The following is a 19,282-nucleotide window of genomic DNA, read 5'->3' on the forward strand; positions in this document are numbered from 1 at the left end:
CCGCGATTTCGGGGAGAGCAACGAGCATGAGCACTTGGATGGTGGTGGCCGGCGTTTGGGCGATGTTCGCGGTCTGCGTCGTGTTGTTCGTGCGGGGCGCGTCGCCGCACGTTCATCGGTCCGATGACGCTTCCGGCCAAGGCGACCGCGCGGTCAGCGACGTTCCACGCGCCGAAATCTGAATCAGACGTCCAGCGGATCGACTTCCACGTTCCAGCGCAGCACGCCCTTGAGCGAGCGCAGCGCCGGCTGCCACGCGCGCAGCGACGCCTGCAGCGCGGCCCGCGACGCGCTTTCGAGCAGCAGTTGCGCACGGTGGACATTGAACACTTTCACGATGGTGAGCGGAACCGCGTCGTAGACCGTCACGCGCTCAGCGCCGGGCAGAGGTCCGAACGCCGCCGCCGCTTCTTCGAGGAATTTCAGCGCCGCATCGAGCGTGCGGCCTTCGGCGCGCAGCATCGCCTGGTAGACGAACGGCGGCAGACGCGCGTCGCGGCGTTCGGCGAGCGTCGAATTGGCGAAACCCACGTAGTCTTGTCGCGATAGCGCTTGATACAGCGCGTGACGCGGATAGCGCGTCTGAATCATCACTTCGCCGGGCAAGCCCGCGCGTCCGGCGCGCCCGCTCACCTGCGTCAGTTGCGCGAAGAGCCGCTCGCTCGCGCGAAAGTCGTGGGAGAAGAGCGCGGTGTCCGCGTTCAGCACGCCGACGAGCGTCACGCGCCGGAAATCATGGCCCTTCGCGATCATCTGCGTGCCAACGAGAATGTCGACTTCGCCCGCGTGGACATCGGAGAAAAGCGCCTGCGCGCTGCCTTTGCGGCGCGTGCTGTCGGCGTCGATGCGCAGCACGCGAGCACCCGGCACCACGCTCGCGAGCGTTTCCTCGACGCGCTGCGTGCCGCGGCCCATCGGCGCGATATCGATGTTGCCGCATTCCGGACACGACTTCGGAATGCGCGATTCCCAGCCGCAGTGATGACAACGCAGCGCGCGCTCAGGCTTATGCAGCACGGCATACGCGCTGCAACGCGGACAACCGGCGACCCAGCCGCAGGCATCGCAGGACAGGATCGGCGCATAGCCGCGCCGGTTCAGGAATACGAGGCTTTGCTCGCCGCGCTCGACGCGTGTCTTCAGCGCCGCGATCAGCGGCCCCGCGAGCCCCTCGACCGAGGCGCGGCCTCGCCGTCTTTCCTCTTCCAGATCGATGAGCCGGACGCTCGGCAGCACCGCTTCGGCGACGGCGCGGCGCGTGAGCGTGAGTCGCGTGTAGCGGCCCTGCTCGGCCTGCCACCAGGTTTCGAGCGATGGCGTCGCCGATCCGAGCACGACGGGAATATCCAGTTGCTTCGCGCGATAGATGGCGAGATCGCGCGCGGAGTAGCGCAAGCCTTCCTGTTGCTTGTACGCGGGATCGTGTTCCTCATCGACGACGATGATCGCGAGCTTCGGCATCGACGCGAGAATCGCGAGGCGCGTGCCGAGCACGATGCGCGCGCTGCCCGTATGCGCCGCGAGCCAGTTGCGCGCGCGTTCGCCTTCGGCGAGTCCGCTGTGCATCGTGACGATCGAGCCGTCCGCGAGCGCCGCGAAACGCGCGCGAAACGCCGCTTCGAACTGCGGCGTCAGATTGATTTCGGGAACGAGGACGAGCGCCTGCGCGTCAGGCCGGTCGGCGAGCAACGCGGCGAGCGCGTGCAGATACACCTCGGTCTTGCCACTGCCCGTCACGCCGTACAGCAGGAACGGGGCGAACCCTTGCGCGCCGGAAATTGCATCGACGGCTTCGCGTTGTTCATCGGTCAGCAAGGGCAGCGGCACCGCGCCGGTCGGCAGCATGGGCGCGCTCGCGTCGGGTTCGGCGATCTGCGCTGTCACCGCTTCGATCCATCCGCGCGCGATCCAGTCGTCGAAGGTCGCGCCCGCTTTCGGATGCAACGCACGCGCGTCGGACAACGTCAGCGACGGCTGTTCCGCGAGCGCATCGGCGAGACGCCGGAGGGCGCTGGCGCGGGCGGGCAAAGCATCGGGGAGTTGCGCGCGCCCTTCGGGGAGAATGCGAAAGCGCGGCTCGACGGCAAAAAGGCGATCCCAGCGCGAGGCGTCGCGCAACGCCTGCGGAAGCGCCGGCAGCGCGACCTCGCCCAGCCCGCGCTGATAGTAATCGGCGGCGAAGCTGACAAGCGCGATCCACTTTTCCGACAGCGGCGCGCAGCCTTCGCAAATCGAAGTGATGTCGCGCAGTTTGGCAGCGGGCACGTCGCTTGAATGGGCGATTTCGCAGATCAACCCGACGACTTCGCGTCGCCCGAACGGCACCTGCACCAGCATGCCGACAGCAGGCGCGGCCGGCAGCGCATAGCGGTAGTCGAACAGCACGGGCATGGGCTGATCGACGGCGACGCGGACGAATAGATCAGTCACCGCGCGGGACCCCGCGCAAGACGGTTCGACAGAACCAAGCGCCCGAGGCGGGAGAAGTTAAAGTGAAACATCAGAATCGTCTGTAAACCGCCGATTATTTTTGGATTTCCGATGCTTTCCACAGCCCTGTGGATAACTTTGTTGAGAAGTGCGTCCGTGATCGCCGCAAACAATGTCACGAATCCCTTATGTGCGCTAACCCACATTTCGGGCGAAGCCGTCGAAATGCGTTAAGAATCATTGGCTTGAAGCACATATAGCGACATCTTATTGGTTGCTGTAAGCCATACGTCTGATGGCGCGCCGCAGCGAACAAATTGTGCATAAGTTCAGTCTTGACATCGGGGAGCGCCGCCTGAGGCGGGCGATCCGGACAGAACCCTCCAGCTCCTGATCACTTGCCCCGAATCACCGATATTGCACTGCAGCACGCGTCCGCAACGCAAGTTTTCGTACGCCTTTTACCGGGCGGCTTGGCCGGCGCGCATGGCGCGGCTATGTCGATGAACCTCGTCGACCAGCTCCGCGACATTTTCCGGCGGCGTGAACTGCGAGATGCCGTGGCCCAGGTTGAAGACGTGGCCCGGAAAATTGCCGAAGCTTTCGAGCACGGCGCGCGCTTCGGTGCGGATCGACGCGGGCGGCGCGAACAACACGCTCGGATCGATGTTCCCCTGCAGCGCCACACGCGAGCCGACCTTTTCGCGCGCCCGGCCGAGATTCATGGTCCAGTCGAGACCGACCGCATCGACGCCCGTCGCCGCGATTTCCTCGATCCAGAGTCCGCCGCCCTTCGTGAACGTGATGACCGGGACGCGCGCGCCATCGTGCTCGCGCTTCAGGCCGGCAACCACCTTCGCGATGTATTCGAGCGAGAAGCGCTGATACGCGCCATCCGCGAGTGCGCCGCCCCATGTATCGAAGATCATCACGGCCTGCGCGCCCGCTTCGATCTGCGCGTTCAGGTAAGCGGTGACGGCTTGCGCGTTGACCTCGAGAATGCGATGCATCAGGTCCGGCCGCGAATACGCCATCGACTTGACCGTGCGATGGTCGTCCGAGCCACCGCCTTCGACCATGTAGCACGCGAGCGTCCACGGACTACCGGAGAAGCCGATCAGCGGGACCTTCTGGCGGCCTTGCGCGTCGGTGAGCGCGCGGCGAATCTGGCTTACGGCGTCGGTGACGTAGGAAAGCGTCGCGCCGATGTCCGGCACGGCAAGGCGCTTCACATCGTCTTCGGTACGCACCGTGCGCTCGAAACGCGGCCCCTCGCCCTGCACGAAGTTCAGACCGAGCCCCATTGCGTCGGGGACGGTCAGGATGTCCGAGAAGAGAATCGCGGCGTCGAGCGGAAAGCGTTCGAGCGGCTGAAGCGTGACTTCGGTCGCGTAATCCGGATTCTTCGCGAGACCGAGAAAACTGCCCGCGCGAGCACGCGTCGCGTTGTATTCCGGCAGATAGCGCCCTGCCTGGCGCATCAGCCAGATCGGCGTGTAGTCGGTCGGCTGGCGCAAGAGCGCGCGCAGGAAGGTGTCGTTCAGAAGAGTGTGTGCCACGTCGCTCGATGCTCAAGGCAGAGAATCGTCCATTCTACCGGAGCGGTCGAACGTTTACGCCGGCTGAGCCCGGCAATTCGGAACGGCTCATGCCGCGCGGCCTATGTCGTTTGGCCGGATTTCGGGCAAGCGAAGCCCTCGTTATGATCAGTGTGCTTACACAACTAGAACCAGGAGAATCGATGCAACGCACGTCCGTCAGTCTCGCAGCCGCTGCCTTCGCGGTGTCGCTCTCGCTTTTGAACGCCGCGCACGCGCAGACGATTCAGGCCGGCACCGTCGCCGGAGCAAAGTCCGCCGCGCCCGCGCCTTCGTCGGTTGCCGCGCCCTCTCGCCTCGACGACATCCTCGCACGCCACACGCTGCGCGTCTGCACGACCGGCGATTACAAACCGTACTCGTTCCTGCGTCCGGACGGGCAGTTCGAGGGCATCGACATCGATCTCGCGGAAAGTCTCGCGAAGTCGCTCGGCGCGAAGGCCGAGTATGTGAAGACGTCGTGGTCGAATCTGATGAACGACTTCATCGCGAAATGCGATATCGCCGTGGGCGGCGTCTCGACGACGCTCGAACGGCAGAAGCGCGCGTTTTTCACCGCGCCGTACATGGAAGACGGCAAGACGCCGATCGTGCGTTGCGACGATGTCGAGAAGTATCAGACCGTCGCGCAGATCGATCAGCCGAACGTGCGGACGATCGTGAATCCGGGCGGTACGAACGAACGCTTCGCGAAGCAGTTCTTTGCGCACTCGCAACTGATCGAGTATCCGGACAACGTGACCATCTTCAAGCAGATTCTCGACGGCAAGGCCGACGTCATGGTCACGGACGCATCCGAAACGCTGCTTCAGCAGAAGCTCAATCCGGGGCTGTGCTCGGTGCATCCGGACAAGCCGTTCCAGTTTGGCGAAAAGGCGTATCTGCTGCCGCGCGGCGACGTGCCGTTCCAGCAGTATGTCGATCAGTGGCTGCATCTCGCCCGTTCGTCGGGCGAGTTCCAGGCTGTCTATGACAAGTGGCTGAAGTAGCGGTCAGCGCGCGGCGCGCAAGAGTTCGCCGGTGCGCTCGCCGATCTTGCGCAGCCAGCCGAGCGCCGCGTCGGACTGTGAATGCATGCGGCCGAATCCGTGCGTCATGTCGCGCGCGTCGATCAGCTCGACACGGCCGCCGTTCGCTTGCAGGAAGCGTTCGAGTTCGACGGCGTCGTCATAGAGCGGATCGTACGCCGCCGCGACGACGATCGCGGGCGCCGGCGTGCGCTCGAACGGCTCGGAGAGCGGAAAGGCGCGCACATCGTGCGCCTGCGGTGTTTCACCCGAAAGGAACTGGGTCCAGTACCACTTCATCTCATCGTTCGTGAGACCCGGACCGTTCGCATTGGCGATGCAACTCGGGCTCTCGAACTGACGACGCATGACCGGGTAAAGCAGCAGTTGCAAGCCGACGATGCCCGCGACGCGCTCGTTCGCGCCGCGTGCCGCGACAACCGCCAGATGCGCGCCCGCGCTGTCGCCGCCGACAGCCAGCCGGTCGGTCGCGAAGCCGAGCCGCGACCGGTGCTCCGCGAGCCAGAGCAGCGCTTCGAGCGCGTCTTCGCACGGCGCGGGAAACGGATGCTCGGGCGCGAGCCGGTAGTCGACGCTCGCCACCGCGCATTGCGAGTCGCGCGAGAGCCGTGCGACGAGGCCATCGTGCGTGTCGATATCGCCGACGACCCAGCCGCCGCCGTGAAAGTACACGATCAGCGGCAGCGGGCCGCGCGCCTCTTTCGGCTTGTAGATGCGGGCGGCGAGCGTGCGGCCTTCGAGATCGAGCTGAATATTTTCCGCCGTTACGGCATCGTCGCGCTCTCCGGCGTAAGCTCGAGCGACCTTGCTGAAGCGCTCCCGGAACGCCAGCGCATCCGCGTCCGGCGGCAAAGCCGGAAAAGCGTCCTCGACGGCGCGGTAATAGCGAAGCAGGGCTGCATCAATGCTCATGCGTATCTCCATAGGTTTTTGTGTCGTTATGCGCGCGCGGCCCACTTTGCGCATCGATTTCATGCGTCCGGGCGTTCGATTTCCGCGAAAAAAATAGAATAATCGCACGAGTTTGAAAATCTGCAATCGCGCGTCAAGTCATCCCGAACGGATTAATCGTCCGAATAACAGACAATATATCGGTCGAAATCTGGACAATCGCGCTCGAAAATTTCCTCCGAGCCTTATCGGGCGCGGGTTACAACCTGAAACACTTTGTTACGGCGACTCGGATTCAATTCGCCCACAATCTGTTGAAACGGTTTCAACACGGATGTATTGCGTCGCGTCGTGCGAAAACAACGCGATCCGATGGCAGGCTGTGGCCGAAGCACTCACATTTGGGGCATCGGTGTTGGGATCGTTATTCGAATGCAAGGCATTCGACACATCCCACGTTTGGTCTCCTCGCGCTAACCCCGTAGCGTGTGGTTTTTAGCGGGCTCCAGGCCCGCTTTTTTTTCGCCCGGACAAACGTTTGCGTTTTGGGATTTCAACACCCGAACGTTTCGTCCAATGACAGAAGGGAGCGCCGCAGCGCTCCCTTTGTCTTTTCACCGCGAAGCAGCGCCGAAGTTCAGGCCGTTTTGGCCTCGGCGATCTTCAGTTCGTCGATCATGCGGGCGCGCATCACGAATTTCTGCGCCTTGCCGGTGACGGTCATCGGCAGTTCGTCGACGAAGCGGATGTAGCGCGGAATCTTGTAGTGCGCGATCTGTCCTTGGCAAAACTCGCGAATTTCCTCCTCGCTCGCCTGCTCGCCGGGACGCACGACGATCCACGCGCATACTTCCTCGCCGTATTTCTGATCGGGCACGCCGAAGACCTGCACCGACTGCACCTTCGGATGACGGAACAGGAATTCCTCGATTTCGCGCGGATAGACGTTCTCGCCGCCCCGAATCAGCATGTCCTTCAGGCGGCCGACGATGTTGCAGTAACCTTCCGCGTCGATGGTCGCGAGGTCGCCGGTGTGCATCCATCCGTCGACGATCGCCTCGCGCGTCTTGGCGTCGTCGCCCCAGTAGCCTTTCATCACCGAATAGCCGCGCGTGCACAGCTCGCCGGTTTCGCCGACCGGCACGATATTGCCCAGCGGATCGACGATCTTCACTTCCAGATGCGGCTGAATGCGTCCGACGGTCGTCGTGCGCTTGTCGAGCGGATCGGTCGTCGAGCTCTGGAAGGACACGGGGCTTGTCTCAGTCATGCCGTACGCGATCGTGATCTCGCTGAGATGCATCTTCGACACGACGCGCTTCATCGTCTCGATCGGACACGGCGAACCCGCCATGATGCCCGTGCGCAGCCGGCTCAGATCGTACTTCCCGAAGTCCGGGTGATCGAGTTCGGCGATGAACATCGTCGGCACGCCATGCAGCGCCGTGCATTTTTCTTCGTGCACGGCAGCGAGCGTCGCGGCAGGGTCGAAGGCTTCGCCGGGAAACACCATCGTGCAGCCCGTCGATACGCACGCGAGCACGGCCAGGACCATGCCGAAGCAGTGATACAGCGGCACCGGAATGCACAGCGAATCCTGCTCGGTCAGGCGCATCGCCATTGCGATATAGCGCGCGTTGTTGACGATGTTCCGATGTGTGAGCGTCGCGCCCTTCGGATTGCCGGTCGTGCCGCTCGTGAACTGGATGTTGATCGGATCGTCCGGCTTCAGCTTCGCCTCGACTGCGTCGAGCGGCGTCGCGTCGAGCCGTTCGCGACCGGTACGCATCACGTCCTCGAAATTGAGCATGCCGGGCGTCTTGCTCTCGCCCATGCGGATCACGGCGCGCAATTCCGGCAGCTTCCCGGCGTGAAGCGCGTTCGGCTCGGCATGCGCGAGTTCGGGCGCGAGCGTCTGCAGCATCTCCAGATATTTCGATGACTTGAACTGCTCGGCCGCGATGATCGCCTTGCAGCCGACCTTGTTCAGCGCATATTCGAGCTCGGCCAGCCGGTACGCCGGATTGATGTTGACGAGCGTGGCGCCCATGCGCGCGGTGGCGAACTGCGTGAGCAGCCATTCGATGCGGTTGGGGGACCAGATGCCGACGCGATCACCCGCCTCGATGCCGAGCGCGAGCAGTCCGCTCGCGAGCACGTCGATCTGATTTGCGAACTCGCGCCACGTCCAGCGGATGTTCTGCTCGCGGAACACGACGGCCGGGCGATCGGGGAATCTCCCAGCGGTTTCGAGAAGGAAGCGCGCAATGGTCGCGTCGCTCAATGGGATGTCGGTCGCGCCGCGAACATAGGAAATGCCGTCGCGCGGTTCGATCTGCGCGCCGGCGTGGGTCGGTTCAGTTGTCATCGATGGTCTCCGCCAATGTGAATCGCCGCCCGGTGAAGGCTAATTGGAGGCCATTGTGCATCGCGAGGACGAGCGCGGGCATTGAGTGTTTCCCGCAATGCCGCTTTCGTGGAATCGGCGAAAGATGCGCTGAATCAATCGCTTACGTGAATCGGAGTGAGCGCCACATAACCGTTATGCAGATTTGCGTGCGCGATTTGCCGATTAGGAGCATAAAAAAAGCAGCCCGAAGGCTGCTTTCTTGACCTGCTGATCGCTGCTGCTCGATGCGTCGTGCGCTTAGTGCTTTGCGTGCGCCTTGCGCAGACGTTGAATCGCCGCGAGTTGAGCCGTCGCGTAAGCGAGTTCCGCTTGCGCGGTCGCGTACTCGAGCTCCGAGGTGTTGTTTTGAATCGCTTCCTCGGCGCGCTTCTTCGCCTGCTCTGCCTTCGCTTCGTCGAGATCCGCGCCGCGGATGGCTGTATCGGCGAGCACGGTCACGATGCCCGGCTGGATTTCGAGAATCCCGCCGGCAACGAACACGAACTCTTCCGTACCGTCTTCCGCCTCGATACGCACCGCACCGGGACGAATGCGCGTGATGAGCGGCGTATGACCCGGCAGAATGCCGAGTTCACCCGCTTCGCCCGGCAGCGCGACGAACTTCGCCTGGCCCGAGAAGATCTGCTCTTCCGCGCTGACGACGTCTACCTTGATGGTTGCCATGTATGTCGACTCCTGTCGTCGGTGTCATGAGTGGACGCCCGCGCTGCGCGGACGTCCGCCTGAAAAACACCCGACTCTTACTGGATCTTCTTGGCCTTTTCGAAGGCTTCGTCGATCGTGCCGACCATGTAGAACGCCTGCTCCGGCAGATGATCGCACTCACCTTCGACGATCATCTTGAAGCCGCGGATGGTTTCCTTCAGCGGCACGTACTTGCCCGGCGAGCCCGTGAACACTTCAGCAACGTGGAACGGCTGCGACAGGAAACGCTGGATCTTACGAGCGCGCGCAACCGACAGCTTGTCTTCCGGCGACAGTTCGTCCATGCCCAGAATCGCGATGATGTCGCGCAGTTCCTTGTAGCGCTGCAGCGTCTGCTGCACGCCGCGCGTGATCGTGTAGTGCTCTTCGCCAATCACGTTCGGGTCGATCTGACGCGAGGTCGAATCGAGCGGGTCCACTGCCGGATAGATACCCAGCGAAGCGATGTCACGCGACAACACGACGGTTGCATCCAGGTGGCCGAAGGTCGTAGCCGGCGACGGGTCGGTCAAGTCATCCGCAGGGACGTACACGGCCTGAACGGACGTGATCGAGCCGGTCTTCGTCGACGTGATGCGCTCTTGCAGCTTGCCCATTTCTTCAGCCAGCGTCGGCTGATAGCCCACTGCCGAAGGCATACGGCCGAGCAGTGCGGACACTTCCGTACCCGCCAGCGTGAAACGATAGATGTTGTCGACGAAGAACAGCACGTCGAGGCCTTCGTCACGGAAGTGCTCGGCCATCGTCAGACCGGTCAGCGCGACGCGCAGACGGTTGCCCGGCGGCTCGTTCATCTGGCCGTAGACCAGCGCGACCTTGTCGAGAACGTTCGAGTCCTTCATTTCGTGATAGAAGTCGTTCCCTTCACGGGTACGCTCGCCAACGCCCGCGAACACGGAGTAACCGCCGTGCTCCTTCGCGATGTTGTTGATGAGTTCCATCATGTTCACGGTCTTGCCCACGCCTGCACCGCCGAACAGACCGACCTTGCCGCCCTTCGCGAACGGGCAGATCAGGTCGATAACCTTGATGCCGGTTTCGAGCAGTTCCGTCGACGGCGACAGCTCGTCGAACGAAGGTGCGTTCTGGTGGATCGAACGCGTCGTTTCCGATTCGATCGGACCCGCTTCGTCGATCGGACGGCCGAGCACGTCCATGATGCGGCCGAGCGTCGGCTTGCCGACCGGCACGCTGATGGGCTTGCCCGTGTTCTTGACCATCGTGCCGCGGCGCAGGCCGTCGGATGCACCCAGACAGATGGTGCGAACCACGCCGTCGCCCAGCTGCTGCTGGACTTCGAGCGTCAGTTCGGTGCCTTCCAGAATGAGCGCGTCGTAAATCTTCGGCATTTGCGCACGCGGAAATTCCACGTCGATAACGGCGCCGATGCACTGTACGATCTTGCCTTCTACCAAAGCAGTAGTACTCATCGCATTTCCTTTAGATACTGTGTTCTTTCACGCGGCCGTCAGACCGCTGCGGCGCCGCCGACGATTTCCGACAATTCTTTCGTAATCGCGGCCTGGCGGCTCTTGTTGTAGACGAGCTGCAGTTCGTTGATCACGGTCTTCGCGTTGTCCGACGCGGCCTTCATCGCGACCATGCGCGCGGATTGCTCCGACGCCATGTTTTCCGCGACCGCCTGATAGACGAGCGCTTCGACGTAGCGCACGAGAAGCTCGTCCACCACGGTTTGCGCGTCCGGCTCGTAGATGTAGTCCCACGAGGTCTTCGGCGTGACGCCGTCTTCGTCCTTCGCGTCCAGGTCGTCCACCGACAACGGCAGCAGTTGCTCGATCACCGCTTCCTGCTTCATCGTGTTGATGAAGCGCGTGTACGCGAGGTACACCGCGTTGATCTTGCCTTCCGAATACAGGTCGAGCTGCACCTTGATCGCGCCGATCAGCTTTTCCAGATGCGGCGTGTCGCCCAGTTGCGTGACTTGCGACACGACCTTCGCCTTCAGGCGATTCAGGAAGCCGAGTCCCTTGCCGCCGATCGCCGAAGCTTCGATCTGGACACCGCTTTGATCGAGTTCCTTGATCTTGTTCAGCGACGCACGCAGGATGTTCGTGTTCATGCCGCCGCACAGACCCTTGTCGGTCGTGACGAGGATCAGGCCGGCCGTCTTTGCGCCCTTGTTCTCGACCATGAACGGATGGCGATACTCGGGGTTCGCACGGCTCATGTGCGATGCGATCGAACGGACCTTGTCGGCATACGGACGGGCGGAACGCATGCGCTCCTGGGCGCGGCGCATCTTCGATGCGGCGACCATTTCCATCGCTTTCGTGATCTTGCGCGTGTTCTGCACGCTCTTGATCTTGCCGCGAATTTCCTTCATTCCAGCCATTGCTTACTCCTTGATCGAAGCCGCGCGACGTCCGGTGACATCGCGCGTTGCTCCTCTATCCCGATCAATAAGCGCCCGACTTCTTGAAGTCCTTCAGCGCGGCATGCAGTGCGCCTTCGTCGTCCTTCGACAAGTCTTTATTGTCTTCGATGCGCTTAATCAGATCGCCGTGGCTGGTCTTCAGGAATTCGCGCATGCCCTTTTCGAATGCGAGCACTTGCGAAACTTCGAGATCGTCCAGATAGCCGTTGTTGGCTGCGAACAGCGCGACGGCCAGTTCCCACACTTGCAGCGGCTGATACTGCGGCTGCTTCAGCAGTTCCGTCACGCGGCGGCCGCGCTCGAGCTGCTTGCGGGTGGCTTCGTCGAGGTCCGATGCGAACTGCGCGAACGCGGCGAGCTCACGATACTGCGCGAGGTCGGTACGGATACCGCCCGACAGCTTCTTGATGACCTTCGTCTGAGCCGCACCGCCGACGCGCGACACCGACACGCCCGCGTTGATAGCAGGGCGGATACCGGCGTTGAACAGGTCGGTTTCCAGGAAGATCTGGCCGTCGGTAATCGAGATCACGTTGGTCGGAACGAATGCGGTCACGTCGCCGGCTTGCGTTTCGATGACCGGCAGTGCCGTCAGCGAACCGCTCTTGCCTTTCACTTCGCCGTTCGTGAACTTCTCGACGTACTCTTCCGAGACCCGAGCCGCACGCTCGAGCAGACGCGAGTGCAGATAGAACACATCGCCCGGATACGCTTCGCGGCCCGGCGGACGGCGCAGCAGCAGCGAGATCTGGCGATACGCCCAAGCCTGCTTGGTCAAGTCGTCATAGACGATCAGCGCATCTTGGCCGCGATCGCGGAAGTATTCGCCCATCGTGCAGCCGGCGTACGGCGCGAGGTACTGCATCGCGGCCGATTCCGAAGCCGAAGCCGCCACAACGATGGTGTAAGCCATCGCGCCGGTTTCCTCGAGCTTGCGCACCACGTTCATGATCGACGAAGCCTTCTGGCCGATCGCGACGTAGATACAGATGAGATCCTTGCCCTTCTGGTTGATGATCGCGTCGACGGCCACCGCGGTCTTGCCGCACTGACGGTCGCCGATGATCAGCTCGCGCTGGCCACGGCCGATCGGCACCATCGAGTCGATCGACTTCAGACCCGTCTGCACCGGCTGCGACACCGACTTACGCCAAATCACGCCCGGGGCGATCTTTTCGATTGCGTCCGTTGCCTTCGCGTTGATCGGGCCTTTACCGTCGATCGGGTTGCCGAGCGCGTCGACCACACGGCCGACGAGTTCCGGACCGACCGGCACTTCGAGAATGCGGCCCGTCGTCTTGACGATGTCGCCTTCCGAGATGTGCTCGTACTCGCCGAGAATAACGGCGCCGACCGAGTCACGTTCGAGGTTCAGCGCGAGGCCGAAGGTGTTGCCCGGGAATTCGAGCATTTCGCCCTGCATCACGTCCGACAGGCCGTGGATACGCACGATACCGTCGGTCACGGAGATCACGGTGCCCTGGTTGCGAACGTCCGCGCTCGCTTCAAGGCCCTGGATCCGGCTCTTGATCAGCTCGCTGATCTCAGAGGGATTGAGTTGCATTATTCGCTCCTGATAGTCAATTCTGTTGCGTGCCAGTCATCAGACTCGGTTGATCGCATTAATTCGCAAATTAAGCGGTCAGAGCCGTCTGCATGCTGGCGAGGCGCGCGCGGACCGAGGTATCGAGCACTTCGTCGCCAACCGTCACGCGAACGCCGCCGATCAGCGACTGATCGATTTCGACGGTCGGTTTCAGCTTGCGCTGGAACTTGCGTTCGAGGCTTGCAACGAGGTCGTTCAACTGTTCGCCTTCGAGGGGGAACGCGCTCACGATGTGAGCATCGGCAGCACCTTCACGGGCGTTCTTCAGCTCGTCGAACTGGACGGCGATTTCCGGCAGCAGCGGCAGGCGATGGTTCTCGACCAGCATGCCGACGAAGTTCTTCGCTTGAGGCTGGCTTTGGGCCAACGGCGACTTCACTGCGGCGAGCAGGAGATCGACGATTTGCTGGCGGCTCACCTTCGGGCTCGAAGCGACCGTCTCCACTTCGGGCAGACGCGCAACCTGTGCCAGCTCCTCAACGAAGGTGGACCAGCCCGCGAGATCGCCGGTTTCGGCCACGCGGAACAGCGCTTCTGCGTAAGGACGAGCGATGGTTGCAAGTTCGGCCATGATCAGAGCTCGGTTTTGAGTTGATTCAGCAGATCGGCGTGTGCCTTCTGATCGACTTCGCGCTTCAGAATCTGCTCAGCGCCTTTCACAGCCAGCGCAGCGACTTCGCCACGCAGCGCTTCGCGAGCCTTCACGATTTGCTGGTCGGCGTCGGCCTTGGCTTGCGCAACGATACGCGCGGCTTCGGCTTGAGCGTTGGCCTTGATTTCTTCTGCGACTGCGGCAGCGCGCTTTTCAGCGTCGGCGATGCGTTGCTGGCCGTCGTTGCGCGCTTGCGCGAGTTCCTGGTCGACGCGCTTGTGCGCAGCTTCGAGTTCCGCTTTGCCCTTGTCGGCGGCGGCGAGGCCGTCGGCAATCTTCTTCGAGCGCTCGTCGAGGGCGTTGATCAACGGCGGCCACACGAACTTCATCGTGAACCACGCGAGGATCAGAAACACGACCATTTGCGCAAACAGGGTTGCGTTGAGATTCACGGTGTTTCCTTAAACGTTGCTTGATCGGAGGTGAAACGGTTAAAAGGCGCTCATCGGCTTGTTGAGCTCGATCAGCGCCTCACCCGTTCCGTTCAGCGTCTTTAAAAAGTCAGACGCACACTTCCGAGGAACCTCAGCCTGCGAGCTTCGAGAGCAGCGGGTTCGCGAACGCAAACAGCATTGCCACACCAACGCCGATCAGGAACGCCGCGTCGATCAGACCAGCCAGCAGGAACATCTTGGTCTGCAGCGGGTTCATCAGTTCCGGCTGGCGGGCGCATGCTTCGATGTACTTGCCGCCCATCAGACCGATACCGATACAGGCGCCGATTGCACCCAGGCCGATGATGATGCCGATACCGATGGCGGTCAGACCTTGGATGTTGGCGATGAAAGCTTGCATGATCACTCCTTTGATTAAAGACTTTGGAACTGGATTTATAAAAAACGAAAACCTAAAACCTGAACGATTCCGGAACGTGCCGCAACGCGTCAGTGTGAGTCATGCGCCTGGCCGATGTACACCAGCGTCAGCATCATGAAAATGAACGCCTGCAACAGCACGATCAGAATGTGGAAGATCGCCCAAACCGTGCCCGCGACCACGTGGCCGATGAAGCCGAGCACGGAAGCGTCCGCACCGAACGTCCACATGCTGCCCAGAAGGGCGATCAGCAGGAACAGCAGTTCGCCGGCGTACATGTTGCCGAACAGCCGCATGCCGAGCGACACCGTCTTGGCGACGAACTCGATGATGTTCAGCGCGAGGTTCGGAATCCACAGCAGCGGATGCGCGCCGAACGGAGCCGACAGCAGTTCGTGCACGAAGCCGCCAGCGCCCTTGATCTTGAAGTTGTAGTAGATCATCAGCACGAACACGCCGAGCGCGATACCGATGGTGCCGTTGAGGTCAGCCGTCGGAACGATGCGATGATGCGGAAGGACGTTTTCGAGACCGAGCCAGCCGATGATGCGCGGCGGCAGATCCACGGGGATGAAGTCGAGCGAGTTCATCAGGGCGACCCAGACGAACACGGTCAGCGCGAGCGGAGCGATGAAGCGGCGGCTGCCGTGGATCATCGACTTCGACTGGTCTTCGACCATTTCGACCAGCATCTCGATGGCGCACTGGAAACGGCCGGGAACACCGGACGTCGCCTTGCGTGCAGCAAGACCGAGAATGACGATGGTGATGACACCGCACACGATCGACCAGAACAGCGTGTCGAGATTCCAGACGTGGATGTCGAAGATCGACGTCTGTGCGTGCGTGGAAAGATTCTGCAAGTGGTGCGCAATGTACTCGGACGGATCCAGAGCGTGCGTTCCTTCGCTAGCTGCCATATCGTTAAAGCCACCCAAATTGTCAAAAATCTTTCGCCGCCTGTCGCTTCCGAGCCGCCGCTTCGCGTCGCGGCTCCGGGTCGAGAGGCCCGAGTGCGGCACAACGTCCGCACTTGTTCATACGTGATGCTACTTACAATCCGTGCTGCGGGCACTTACCTGGGACGTCAAGAATCGTCACCGAAGCGCCATTGCAACCCAGTAAGTCTTCAGAGCGACGATGTACGTAACGAGCAGCGGCAACCACAACGCGCTCTTGTACCAGTACGCGACCGCCACGAACATGGCGATCGTCGCTCCCATCTTGAGCGCTTCGCCGATCATCCAGCTCATGATCGTCTCCGCGCCGCTCTTCGCCCGCAGGCGCGCGGCGAACAGAGCGCTCGGCACCCAGCAGATCGCTCCCCCCAGAAATGCGGACAGCGCAGCATCGCCCGGCGGCTTGTAGAACAGCCACCACAACAGCGTCGCACCCAGGGACAAAACCATTTGCGCTGCCACGACCTTAAACGGCGTGACACGCGATGGACGACTCACCTCGGGCCCAAACAGCTTCTGTGCCTGATCCCGCGTGAGCGGAACGATATTATTTTCTTGCGCTTCGGCATCCCACGAGTCGCTCGACGAACTGCGCGGCTGATTTCCGGAGGCGTTTTCATCGCCGGTTGCGTGAGCGTCCGGCGCTCGATTTTCCTCTCGCACCGTCTTCCAACCTTCAACCAAAAGTCCGGGAAAATCACCCTGCGCTTTCGCTGCGCTTTCGAGGTGGCCTAGCTGATAAATCCGGGCGATTGTAAGCGATTGTTGTCACGGATTCAATAGTTTAGGCGCGTCAAAAACCAAGCAGACGAACCTTAAAAAACGGTCTCAAAAGCGAGACTTTCCTTGCAATTGCAAGGAGATTTTCATTCGATGGAGGAGCCCGCGCCGAGCATCAAACGAGCGCCCAGCCGATGACGATTGCCACGATCCAGAACGGGATCGACACCATGTGAAATGGCATCCACATGCCTTTTTCACCCGACAAGCGCACGGCGATGAGATTCGCGAGCGAACCGATTGCGATACCGAATCCACCGACGCTCACGCCAAATGCGAGCGCGCGCCAGTCCTTCGAGAACTCCGCGAGCACGATGGCCGCCGGCACGTTGCTGATGGCCTGCGACAGCACCGCGCCCGCCGCATACGCGCGCATCGGCGTATCGATGCCTATATGGGCGATGCCTGCGTGAATCGACGGCAAGGCGGCCGCGCTGCGCAGCACGATGAACATCATCACGAAGATGAGGAGCAGCAGCCAGTCGATCTTCAACACGACTTCACGTCGCCACAACAGGAAGACGGCCGCCAGAACGGCCAGCGCCGGGCCGGCGTGATGCGCATCGGCGAGCGCGACGAACGCCGCAAACGCGAGCACGCTGACACCGCACAGCACGCGATCGACGCGATGTTCCTCGACATCGCCGGAAAGATCCAGCGGCCCCGCGCGGAACATCGCGAACGTGACGATGCCGAGCAGCGCCATCAACGCGGCGCACAGCGGCAGCATCGCCCAGACGAACGCCGGGAAGCCGACGCCGCTCGTCTGCCACAGGAAAAGGTTCTGGGGATTGCCGAGCGGCGTGAGAATCGAGCCTGCGTTGACCGACAGCGCAATGACGATGACGAGCCGTTTGATCGGCAGCGGCGCGAGCTTGTGCAACGACAAGGCGAGCGGGACGACGGCGAAAAGCGCTACGTCGTTGGTCAGCACCGTGGAGAGGCCCGCGGCGAGCGCCACGAGGAGCAGCGCCAACGTGCGTTCGCCATGAATGTGATGCACGAGCCGATGCGCGGCCCACATCAGGAATCCTGATAATTCGATGGCCTTGGTCAGCACCAGCAGGCCCGCGAGTGTAAGCACCGTCTGCCAGTCGACGAGACCCGGCAGCGACATCCACGGACGTGGATGGGCAATCTGCAACACGACGAGCGCGAATACCAAAATGGCGAGAACCGGCTCTTTCGAGACGGCCCGCCAGATGCGCGCAAGAAAGTCGGAACGTGTACGGTTGACGTCGAATTCGGACAAGATGTGCGCGGGTCAGGCTGTGGGAGTCGTCGCTTCGATGCTGCCGCGCAGCTTCGTCAGAATGCCTTCGAGCGAGTCGAGCGTGCCGAAATCGATCGTGACTTTTCCGCGCCCTCTTCCGCCCAGCTTGATCTTCACGTTGGCCGATAGCAGATCCGACAACTCTTCTTCGAGCCGACGCGTATCACGTCCGCCGTCGTTTGCGGCGCGTGCTTTTGTCGCAGGCGCTTCCTTGGTCGTCGCCGCGACGAGGCGCTCCGTTTCACGCACCGACAAGCGGCGATTGACGACGTGATTGGCAAGTTGAATCTGCGTCGCTGCGTCGACGGCGAGCAGCGCGCGCGCGTGGCCCATGTCGAGGTCGCCGGCGAGGAGCATCGTCTGAACGGGCGTCGCCAGGTTCAAAAGACGCAACAGATTAGAGACGGCGCTGCGCGAGCGGCCGACCGACTCGGCAGCCTGTTCGTGCGTGAAGCTGAACTCATCGAGCAGGCGCTGGATGCCCTGCGCCTCTTCCAGCGGATTCAAATCCTCGCGCTGGATGTTTTCGATCAGCGCCATCGCTGCGGCAGCCTGATCTGGCACGTTTTTTACCAACACGGGTACTTCATCGAGCCCCGCCAGGCGCGCGGCGCGAAAACGCCGCTCGCCCGCGATGATTTCATAGTGATCGTCGCCGACGGAGCGCACGAGGATCGGTTGCATCAGCCCTTGCGCGCGGATACTCGCCGCGAGCTCCTGCAGCGCGCCCTCGTCCATGCGCGTGCGCGGCTGATACTTCCCGGCCTGCAGCTTGTCGAGCGGCAACACCGACGGCGTGCCTTCACCGCGCACGGCTTCCGTAATGTCGACGCTGCCGCCGAGCAATGCATCCAGGCCTCGGCCCAAACCCTTCTTTTTCATCACAGCGCTCATTTCGGTTCCTCCATCGGCGTGACTGCCGCATCGAATGGGTTTGCTTAGTTGAGGTCGAGCGCACGCACGCGCTCGATCATTTCCGTGCCGAACTGGATATACGCCTGCGCGCCGCGCGACGACTTGTCGAACACGACACCCGGCAGCCCGTAGCTCGGCGCCTCGGCAAGACGCACATTGCGCGGGATCACGGCATCGAACAGCTTGCTGCCGAAATGCTCTTTCAATTGATCCGACACTTGTTGTTGCAGCGTGATCCGGGGATCGAACATCACGCGCAGCAAGCCGATGACCTTCAGGTCGCGGTTCAGATTGGCGTGAACCTGCTTGATCGTGTTCACGAGGTCGGACAGCCCTTCCAGCGCGAAGTATTCGCACTGCATCGGAATCACGACGCCGTGCGCCGCGCACAACGCGTTGAGCGTCAGCAGCGAAAGCGCCGGGGGGCAATCGATCAGCACGAAGTCATAGTCATCGACTACTTCTTCGATCGCGACGCGAAGAATGCGCTCGCGGTTTTCCATGTCCACGAGTTCGACTTCCGCGCCAGCGAGTTCGCGATTGGCCGGCAGCACGTCGTAACCAACGGCCTCCGGACGGGTACGCGCTTCGCGCAGCGTGACGCCATCGACGAGCACTTCGTAAACCGTGTTCTCGCACGCGGCCTTGTCGATGCCGCTACCCATGGTCGCGTTGCCCTGCGGGTCCAGGTCGATCAGCAACACGCGCTGACCCAGCCCCGCGAGGCTCGCCGCGAGATTGACCGCTGTCGTGGTCTTTCCAACGCCGCCCTTCTGATTTGCGACGCAGAAGATTTTTGCCATCGTTTAGTGTCCTCGTTTCTT

The 19,282-nt window shown here is 62.0% G+C and carries 18 protein-coding genes; 2 read left to right on the forward strand and 16 right to left on the reverse strand.

The genetic code is table 11. The features are described from left to right. The first annotated feature begins 26 nt into the window (after positions 1-26). Complete coding sequence (locus tag QCE58_RS00760) at positions 27-182, forward strand: hypothetical protein (protein WP_160172900.1); 156 nt, start codon at positions 27-29, stop codon at positions 180-182. Between the two features lies 1 nt (position 183). Here QCE58_RS00760 and QCE58_RS00765 read toward each other — a convergent pair whose 3' ends face one another. After that, a complete protein-coding gene (locus QCE58_RS00765; RefSeq protein WP_250520854.1) occupies positions 184-2,430 on the reverse strand; it encodes a primosomal protein N' in 2,247 nt (748 codons plus the stop codon). Positions 2,431-2,891: 461 nt separating this feature from the next. Further along, positions 2,892-3,989 carry a uroporphyrinogen decarboxylase gene (gene hemE, locus QCE58_RS00770; protein WP_175979658.1) on the reverse strand — a complete coding sequence of 366 codons (1,098 nt, stop codon included), beginning with the start codon at positions 3,987-3,989 and terminating at the stop codon, positions 2,892-2,894. A 182-nt stretch (positions 3,990-4,171) separates the two neighbouring features. On the opposite strand from hemE, the gene QCE58_RS00775 reads away from it, so the two are divergent. Continuing rightward, on the forward strand, positions 4,172-5,017 hold the full coding sequence (locus QCE58_RS00775) for a transporter substrate-binding domain-containing protein (protein ID WP_008352486.1): 846 nt from the start codon (positions 4,172-4,174) through the stop codon (positions 5,015-5,017). 3 nt (positions 5,018-5,020) lie between these two features. Here QCE58_RS00775 and QCE58_RS00780 read toward each other — a convergent pair whose 3' ends face one another. From QCE58_RS00780 to QCE58_RS00845, 14 genes are all read right to left on the reverse strand, one after another. Continuing rightward, on the reverse strand, positions 5,021-5,968 hold the full coding sequence (locus tag QCE58_RS00780; RefSeq protein ID WP_250520855.1) for an alpha/beta hydrolase: 948 nt from the start codon (positions 5,966-5,968) through the stop codon (positions 5,021-5,023). Positions 5,969-6,584: 616 nt separating this feature from the next. Next, entirely contained in the window at positions 6,585-8,315 is a 1,731-nt protein-coding gene (locus QCE58_RS00785) for an AMP-binding protein (protein WP_250520856.1), read from the reverse strand. Between the two features lie 279 nt (positions 8,316-8,594). Further along, the gene (locus QCE58_RS00790; protein ID WP_008352481.1) at positions 8,595-9,020 is read right to left on the reverse strand and encodes a F0F1 ATP synthase subunit epsilon; all 426 of its coding nucleotides are present in this window, start codon (positions 9,018-9,020) and stop codon (positions 8,595-8,597) included. Positions 9,021-9,097: 77 nt separating this feature from the next. Then, a complete protein-coding gene (gene atpD / locus QCE58_RS00795) occupies positions 9,098-10,492 on the reverse strand; it encodes a F0F1 ATP synthase subunit beta (protein WP_033536458.1) in 1,395 nt (464 codons plus the stop codon). Between the two features lie 38 nt (positions 10,493-10,530). Then, the gene (atpG, locus tag QCE58_RS00800) at positions 10,531-11,415 is read right to left on the reverse strand and encodes a F0F1 ATP synthase subunit gamma (protein WP_175979661.1); all 885 of its coding nucleotides are present in this window, start codon (positions 11,413-11,415) and stop codon (positions 10,531-10,533) included. A 64-nt stretch (positions 11,416-11,479) separates the two neighbouring features. Next, positions 11,480-13,021 carry a F0F1 ATP synthase subunit alpha gene (gene atpA / locus QCE58_RS00805; protein ID WP_008352478.1) on the reverse strand — a complete coding sequence of 514 codons (1,542 nt, stop codon included), beginning with the start codon at positions 13,019-13,021 and terminating at the stop codon, positions 11,480-11,482. Between the two features lie 70 nt (positions 13,022-13,091). After that, complete coding sequence (locus QCE58_RS00810; protein ID WP_034472325.1) at positions 13,092-13,634, reverse strand: F0F1 ATP synthase subunit delta; 543 nt, start codon at positions 13,632-13,634, stop codon at positions 13,092-13,094. A gap of 2 nt (positions 13,635-13,636) precedes the next feature. Continuing rightward, positions 13,637-14,107 (reverse strand): F0F1 ATP synthase subunit B, encoded by a 471-nt coding sequence (locus QCE58_RS00815; RefSeq protein ID WP_008352476.1) that lies wholly within the window; start codon positions 14,105-14,107, stop codon positions 13,637-13,639. Positions 14,108-14,240: 133 nt separating this feature from the next. Beyond that, complete coding sequence (gene atpE / locus QCE58_RS00820; protein WP_007180033.1) at positions 14,241-14,510, reverse strand: F0F1 ATP synthase subunit C; 270 nt, start codon at positions 14,508-14,510, stop codon at positions 14,241-14,243. Positions 14,511-14,599: 89 nt separating this feature from the next. Next, positions 14,600-15,451: a F0F1 ATP synthase subunit A gene (atpB, locus tag QCE58_RS00825; RefSeq protein WP_008352455.1), complete on the reverse strand. Its 852-nt coding sequence runs from the start codon at positions 15,449-15,451 to the stop codon at positions 14,600-14,602. A gap of 177 nt (positions 15,452-15,628) precedes the next feature. Continuing rightward, complete coding sequence (locus tag QCE58_RS00830; RefSeq protein WP_033536468.1) at positions 15,629-16,153, reverse strand: ATP synthase subunit I; 525 nt, start codon at positions 16,151-16,153, stop codon at positions 15,629-15,631. 232 nt (positions 16,154-16,385) lie between these two features. Next, on the reverse strand, positions 16,386-17,522 hold the full coding sequence (locus tag QCE58_RS00835) for an SLC13 family permease (protein WP_250520857.1): 1,137 nt from the start codon (positions 17,520-17,522) through the stop codon (positions 16,386-16,388). A 12-nt stretch (positions 17,523-17,534) separates the two neighbouring features. Then, positions 17,535-18,437, reverse strand: a complete 903-nt coding sequence (locus tag QCE58_RS00840) for a ParB/RepB/Spo0J family partition protein (protein WP_008352449.1) — start codon at positions 18,435-18,437, stop codon at positions 17,535-17,537. Between the two features lie 44 nt (positions 18,438-18,481). Next, positions 18,482-19,261, reverse strand: coding sequence for a ParA family protein (locus QCE58_RS00845; RefSeq protein ID WP_250520858.1), 780 nt, complete (start codon positions 19,259-19,261; stop codon positions 18,482-18,484). Positions 19,262-19,282: the final 21 nt, after the last annotated feature.

It is taken from the genome of Caballeronia sp. LZ028, from assembly GCF_031451415.1.
Taxonomy (GTDB): Bacteria; Pseudomonadota; Gammaproteobacteria; order Burkholderiales; family Burkholderiaceae; genus Caballeronia; species Caballeronia zhejiangensis.